The sequence below is a fragment of the Mesorhizobium sp. M0870 genome (assembly GCF_040319775.1).
GTDB lineage: Bacteria > Pseudomonadota > Alphaproteobacteria > Rhizobiales > Rhizobiaceae > Mesorhizobium.
On the sequence record NZ_JAMYOI010000038.1, the window covers coordinates 50,185 to 56,184 of the forward strand.

7 protein-coding genes are annotated in these 6,000 nt (G+C 63.9%); 3 read left to right on the top strand and 4 right to left on the bottom strand.

What is annotated here, in order from left to right:
• The first annotated feature begins 145 nt into the window (after positions 1-145).
• Entirely contained in the window at positions 146-1,018 is an 873-nt protein-coding gene (locus NKH97_RS29905) for a S1C family serine protease (RefSeq protein WP_023809649.1), read from the top strand.
• 8 nt (positions 1,019-1,026) lie between these two features.
• On the top strand, positions 1,027-1,662 hold the full coding sequence (locus NKH97_RS29910; protein WP_023809648.1) for a helix-turn-helix transcriptional regulator: 636 nt from the start codon (positions 1,027-1,029) through the stop codon (positions 1,660-1,662).
• Between the two features lie 6 nt (positions 1,663-1,668).
• On the opposite strand, the gene NKH97_RS29915 is transcribed toward NKH97_RS29910, so the two are convergent.
• Positions 1,669-2,058 carry a type II toxin-antitoxin system VapC family toxin gene (locus NKH97_RS29915; RefSeq protein ID WP_023809647.1) on the bottom strand — a complete coding sequence of 130 codons (390 nt, stop codon included), beginning with the start codon at positions 2,056-2,058 and terminating at the stop codon, positions 1,669-1,671.
• Positions 2,055-2,321, bottom strand: coding sequence for a type II toxin-antitoxin system VapB family antitoxin (locus NKH97_RS29920; protein WP_023809646.1), 267 nt, complete (start codon positions 2,319-2,321; stop codon positions 2,055-2,057). Before NKH97_RS29920 ends, NKH97_RS29915 begins: the two co-directional genes overlap by 4 nt.
• Positions 2,322-2,500: 179 nt before the next feature.
• Here NKH97_RS29920 and NKH97_RS29925 point away from each other — a divergent pair, with 179 nt between their 5' ends.
• Positions 2,501-3,367 (top strand): SDR family oxidoreductase, encoded by an 867-nt coding sequence (locus NKH97_RS29925; protein WP_023809645.1) that lies wholly within the window; start codon positions 2,501-2,503, stop codon positions 3,365-3,367.
• A gap of 124 nt (positions 3,368-3,491) precedes the next feature.
• On the opposite strand, the gene NKH97_RS29930 is transcribed toward NKH97_RS29925, so the two are convergent.
• Entirely contained in the window at positions 3,492-4,007 is a 516-nt protein-coding gene (locus tag NKH97_RS29930; RefSeq protein WP_352799426.1) for a TIGR00645 family protein, read from the bottom strand.
• A gap of 305 nt (positions 4,008-4,312) precedes the next feature.
• The coding region (locus tag NKH97_RS29935) for an OmpA family protein (RefSeq protein ID WP_352799428.1) at positions 4,313-6,000 on the bottom strand (1,688 nt) is incomplete at its 5' end.

The following is a 6,000-nucleotide window of genomic DNA, read 5'->3' on the forward strand; positions in this document are numbered from 1 at the left end:
TTGATCGTGACTATATGTGCGGAGCGGCTGGAACCGCAGCGACCTGACCAGATGGCCAGTCAAACCGGCAACTAGCCGTCAGGCGAGTACCCGCGGACGCGCTGTCGAGCGATATCTGGGGCATGGATGAACCCAGGAGACCATTATGAGCGATTTCAATCTGAGCGCGTTTTCGCAAGCCGTCGCCGATCTCGCCGCCAAGGCCGCGCCGGCAACGGCTGGCTTCGCCACGCATCATCACCGCACGGCAAGCGCCTTCCACTGGCGCGACGGCTATTTCGTCACCGCTGAAGAGGCTGTCGAGGCCGGCGAGGAGATCGAACTGGTGTTGGCTTCGGGGGAAACGGTGAAGGCCGAGCTGGTTGGCCGCGACCCTTCTACCGGTGTTGCCCTGCTGAAGCCGGCGGAGGCCGTCAGCGCCGCGCCGTTGGCCAAGGCCGATGCGGTGCGGCCGGGCAACATCGCCATTGCCATCGGCAGCAGTGACGGTTCCGCTTTGGCTGTTTCAGGCTCGGTGGGCGAAGTCGGCCCGGCCTGGCGCTCGATGCGCGGCGGCACCATCGACCGGCGCATCAATCTTGCCGTCGGCGCGGGCGGCCGTTTCGAGGGCGGCCCGGTTCTCGACGCCAAGGGTGCGCTGATCGGCATGCTGTTGTTCGGACCGCGCCACCGGGCGCTGATCATGCCTTACGAGACGATCGAGCGGGCGGTCGCGACCTTGCGCGAAAAGGGCCATGTCGCGCGCGGCTATCTCGGCGCCGGCCTGCATCCGGTACGCGACCGCGACGCGCACGGCGCGATGGTGATGAGTCTCGATGACGATGGTCCCGCGAAGGCCGCCGGTCTCTCTCTTGGCGATATCATCGTGGCGTGGAACGGCGAGGCGGTGCACGGCCCGCGGGACCTGATCCGCAGGCTCGGACCCGACAGTGCCGGCGCTTCGGTGACGCTCGGTGTCGTGCGCGGCGGCGAACAGCGCGATGTCGCGCTGACAATCGGCGAAAAGCCGCTGAGCTGAGAGGATCCATGGACACGCTCACCAGCGACCGGATCATGCATGACGGTGCCGTCTCGCGGCGGCTGGTGGTGCTGATTGCGCTTGGCGATGCGTCACGCGCCGAGCGCCTGGCGGCCTCGCTGGCCGCGAGCTATGACCTGCTGCCGGTCGTGGCTGGCGGTGGAAGAGCCGACGTCGCCATCGTTGACGACAGCATTGGTGATGGCGTGCCGGCCCTCATTCCACGGGTGCTGCTGACCGGACGCGCTGGCGGCGAGTGGCCCGTCGGTGAGGTGCTGGCCGTGATGTCCGCTGGCGCGGACGATTTGTTGATCGCCGCGGCGGCGCGGCTGGCCGCGGCCGGCTATTGCGTCTCGGGCGAGCGCGGAAGCGGACGCCATGAGGATTTCCGTGCCGGCGATGGCGAGCCGTTCGAGGAGGAAGCCTCCGACGAGCATGCCGCCCGGCCTTCGCTGTCGCCGCGTGAGGCGGAAGTGTTGGCGCTGCTGGCCGAGGGCGCTCCAAACAAGGTGATCGCGCGGCGGCTCAACATTTCGGTGCACACCGCGAAGTTTCATGTCGCCGCAATCCTGATCAAGCTCGGTGCCGCCAACCGCACAGATGCGATTGCCATTGCGATGCGCCAAGGGCTGGTGCTGGTCTGATCCCGATCACACCGCCGCCTCGATATCGGTGAGGTGGAAATCATCACCCTTGAACAGGAGCGGCATGGCCTCGAGCCGCGCCGTGGCGTAGGCGATGCAGTCACCGAAGTTCAGCGCCGCCGGGTGCCGACCCTTGCCGTAGCGCAGGAAGGCTTGACGGGCGACAGCTGCATGATCGGCGGTGAGGGCGACGGTCTCGATCGAGGCGGTGTGTAGGAAGCTGTCGAGGCGATCCAGGATTTCATCTTGCTTGCCGCCGGCAAGAACCATCGTCGTTTCAAGAAAAGTTGGCGCGGCCAGCAGGCGTCTCTTGGCCTGCGTGATCGCCAGCACGAAACGTTCGTGACCTGGCTCGGCGCGCAGAATGGCGACCAGGGCCGAGGAATCGATGATCATTTCGTCGGGATTCCGAACTCGTCGTATCCAAGGATTTCGTCGTCGGTCATCGCATTTTCGCGTTTGGGGATTTTTCCGGCGCTGTCGGAGATCGCCATCAACCGCTGAAACAGGTCGCTGGCTTCGTCGCGCGGCACCAGCCGCTCGCGTGCAACCTCGCGCTCGAGACTTTGGCGGATGGCCTCCGTCACCGAGACGCGCCGGCGGCGGGCAAGTTCGCGCGCCAGTTGCTCGACTTCCAGATTCTTGATCGATAGCGCCATTCTATATCATACCTATCCATATAGAATATATTACCCAGGCGGCGATAAATCCAATAGGTTTGTAGTGCTGGCCAACGACAGCCTCCGCAACGTCACCGTGGCCTCCCGCAGCAAGCTCTTGATGTCCGAGGCCCTCACAGGCAAGGATCGCGCAGCGAGACAATGCAGGCGGAGGAAAAATGTCGCTCAAGGGAAAGACGCTGTTCATCTCCGGCGGGTCGCGCGGCATCGGGCTGGCGATCGCGCTGCGCGCCGCGCGTGACGGCGCCAATGTGACGATCGCGGCCAAGACCGCCGACCCGCATCCGAAGCTGCCGGGCACGATCTATACGGCGGCTGAAGAGATCGAACAGGCCGGCGGCAATGCGCTGCCTGTGCTGTGCGACATCCGTGAGGAGGCACAAGTGGCCGAGGCGGTCGCCAGGACCGTGGAGAAATTCGGCGGTATCGACATCTGCGTCAACAATGCCAGCGCCATCCAACTCACCGGCACGCTCGAGACCGACATGAAGCGCTACGATCTGATGCATCAGATCAACACGCGCGGTACCTTCCTGGTCTCGAAAATGTGCATTCCTCACCTGAAGTTGGCGCAAAATGCTCACATCTTGAATCTGGCGCCGCCGCTCGACATGAAGGCCAAGTGGTTCAGGAATCACGTCGCCTACACGATGGCCAAGTTCGGCATGTCGATGTGCACGCTGGGCATGAGTGCGGAGTTCGCCAAGGACAGCATCGCCGTCAATTCACTGTGGCCGATTTCGACCATCGACACGGCGGCGGTGCGCAATCTGCTCGGGGGCGCGACGGTGGCGGCGATGAGCCGTTTGCCCGACATCATGGCCGACGCCGCGCATGCCATCTTCATGCGCCCCGCGCGCGAGACAACAGGTAATTTCTACATCGACGAGGAGGTGCTGCGCGCCGAGGGCGTCAGCGATTTTTCAGCCTATGCGCCAGGTGCGACCGGGCCTCTGGCCGGCGATTTCTTTGTCCCTGATGAGGTGTTTGCCCGCACGGACAGCAAGATCAAGAGCATCTACTAGATCCGCGTTATTGTGAGCGTCGAGCTAAGCCATCCGCCGTGGCTGAGCCACGGCAAAGCCTCGCGCAAACAAAGCATAGGGCGCCAACCCTGCCGGGATGATTCAAGGTCCGGCAGGCGCTTGCTTACGCCTCATCCTTCTTGCCTTTGCTGAGGCCCATCAGCCGGTCGATATAGGCGAGCATGAGGGCCGAGACGACGAAGGCGAGGTGGATGATGGTCAGCCACATCAACTGGTCGGTCGTGTAGGTCGACGAGTTCAAAAACACCTGCAAAAGGTGGATGGACGAGATGGCGACGATGGTCGAGGCAACCTTGACCTTCAGCGAACCGACATCGATGGTGCCCAGCCAGTGCACGCCACCCTCCTGGTCGTCGAAGCGGCTGACGAAGTTCTCGTAGCCCGAGATGATGACCATCACCACCAGCGAGGCAACCAGCGCGGCAACGATCAGGCCGAGCATCTTGAGGATAGTGTCGGTGTCACCGAGCGTGAACGCCAGGGTAATGAACTCATAAAGCTTCTTGCCGAAGGACAGCGCATAGACGGCCAATGCAAGGGCCAGGCCTATATAGAAAACGACGAGCAGCCAGCGCGACGCGAGGATGATCGATTCGATGGCGAGTTCGAGACGCTTCATAGAATGATTCCGGCTGGTTATCTCTCGGACAATGGCCGTATTCGGCCAGGTCGCCACCGTTTGCAACACAAAAAACCCCGCCAAACAACGTCCGGCGGGGCTTAATGCGTCCCGCTGGAGTCGGGACGGGGCAGGGAACGCCCAGCGCCGAATCTGGGGTGGCTGCGCCCGCGATTCAATGAGCCGTGTCTAATCCCCGAACAATTCTTGTTGAACCCGGCGCGTTGATCCACCCCCGGCAGTGCCGGGGATGGATGCTTCTCGTGCCGATTCCGCAAACCAGGTCATGGTTTTGAAATCATGACCTAATTGTTGCTGGCGACCGGTGCCACCAGCGACGTGATGCGGCGAATGCCAACGCGCCGGTTCTCGCGGTTCGGCGCCGACGTATTGACCTTCAGATACTCCTCGCCATAGCCCTGTGTCGTCAGGTTCTCCGGCGGGATGCCGAAGGCGTTGGTCAGCGCCTCCGCCACCGATTCCGCGCGGCGATCTGACAGGGCGAGGTTGGCTTCAGGCGAGCCGACGGCGTCGGTGTGACCCTCGATCAGGAAGGTCTCGGCCGGGTTCTTCTTCAACAACTTCTCCATTGCGGTGGCGACGCCCTCGAGCTTCTGCACCTCGGTGTCGGAGATCGAGGCCGAGCCGAATTCGAAGCTGAGCGTGTCGAGATCGACGCGCCGTGCGATGTCGCGCACGCGGGCCGAACGTTTGACCTCGTCGATCGAGTAGAGGCGCTGGACCTTCTCCACCGGTGGCTGTTCGAGGAAGGTGTAGTAGTCGTCCGGATCTTCGACATCCTCGGAGTCCAGAATGTATTCCTCGCGCGGGATTGTCAGCCGCATCGGCGGCAGATCATCGCCGGGATCGCGCCAGTCGCTGTCGTCCTCATAGTGCCGCTCATCGACATAGCTCAGCACATATTCGCGTCCATCCGGCGCAATGCGCGAACGCTGGATGACGTCGCCATAGCGGTTGCGGATGGTGACGATCTGGACACCGTTGTCACGCTCGACGATTTCCCGGGTGCGATTGCCCGAGAGATCCTCATAATAGACGTTCCTGGCGCCGCGGGTCATGCGCGGGGCGTCATTGCTCTCGACGAACGTCTGGTTGTTGAACTGCAGGATGACGCGGTCGCCGAGTTCCCTGACGACGTCGACGCCTTTCGGACGCCGGCGGTCGCGGGCGTTCTCATCGGGTGCACGCTCTACGCGTGTGCCCTTTTCCTCGGTCACCGGCGCGATCTTCTCGGGCTTGATCTCCTGCTGTGCGGCCCTGTCGTCGGTGGGGGGCGGGCCTTGGTCGATGGGAGCAGCCACCGGCTTGCGGCCCTGATCGCCACCTTGCTGGGCATTTTGCCCGCCATTCTGCTGCTCGCCATCCTGGGGGACGATCTTGTCGCCCTGCTTGCGGCCGCCTCTGCGCTCGGCGTCCTTCTGGCTGTCCAGGATGGGAGCGGCGTTTGGATCGGCCGGTGCTTCGCCTTGCACCGGGTTTTCGCCCTGTACCGGTGCTGCCGTCTGACCATTGGCCGGTTGTTCGCCGGTGGCTGGCTGCTCGGCTGTGGCCGGCTGCTCGCCAACAGGTTTCCTGACACGCTTCTTCGTCGTGTCCTGGGGCTGCTCGCCCTGGGCCGCGGGCTGTTCGCCGGCAGGGGCCGTCGCCTCTCCAGCGGGAGCCTCCTTCGGTGCCGGGGCGACTTCAGGTTGGGCCTGCTGGTCCTGCCTGTTCTTCTTGCGCGGCTTGGCCTGCTCGCCGGGCTGATTGTCGTTGGCCGGTTCCGCCTGGCCGGCCGGCGCCTGCTCGGTTTGCTGCTGGTCGCGTTTCTTCCTGCGCGGCTGCTGTTCCTCGGCTGGAGCGGCCTGTTCGGCCGGCGCCTGCTCGGTCTGCTGCTGCTGGTCGCGCTTCTTCCTGCGCGGCTGCTGTTCCTCGGCTGGAGCGGCCTGTTCGGCCGGCGCCTGCTCGGTCTGCTGCTGCTGGTCGCGCTTCT

What these genes read in the sequence shown, in the direction of transcription:
- NKH97_RS29905 (WP_023809649.1), top strand. Translation starts at nt 146, where the DNA reads ATGAGCGATTTCAATCTGAGCGCGTTTTCGCAAGCCGTCGCCGATCTC.
- NKH97_RS29910 (WP_023809648.1), top strand. Translation starts at nt 1,027, where the DNA reads ATGGACACGCTCACCAGCGACCGGATCATGCATGACGGTGCCGTCTCG.
- NKH97_RS29915 (WP_023809647.1), bottom strand. Translation starts at nt 2,058, where the DNA reads ATGATCATCGATTCCTCGGCCCTGGTCGCCATTCTGCGCGCCGAGCCA.
- NKH97_RS29920 (WP_023809646.1), bottom strand. Translation starts at nt 2,321, where the DNA reads ATGGCGCTATCGATCAAGAATCTGGAAGTCGAGCAACTGGCGCGCGAA.
- NKH97_RS29925 (WP_023809645.1), top strand. Translation starts at nt 2,501, where the DNA reads ATGTCGCTCAAGGGAAAGACGCTGTTCATCTCCGGCGGGTCGCGCGGC.
- NKH97_RS29930 (WP_352799426.1), bottom strand. Translation starts at nt 4,007, where the DNA reads ATGAAGCGTCTCGAACTCGCCATCGAATCGATCATCCTCGCGTCGCGC.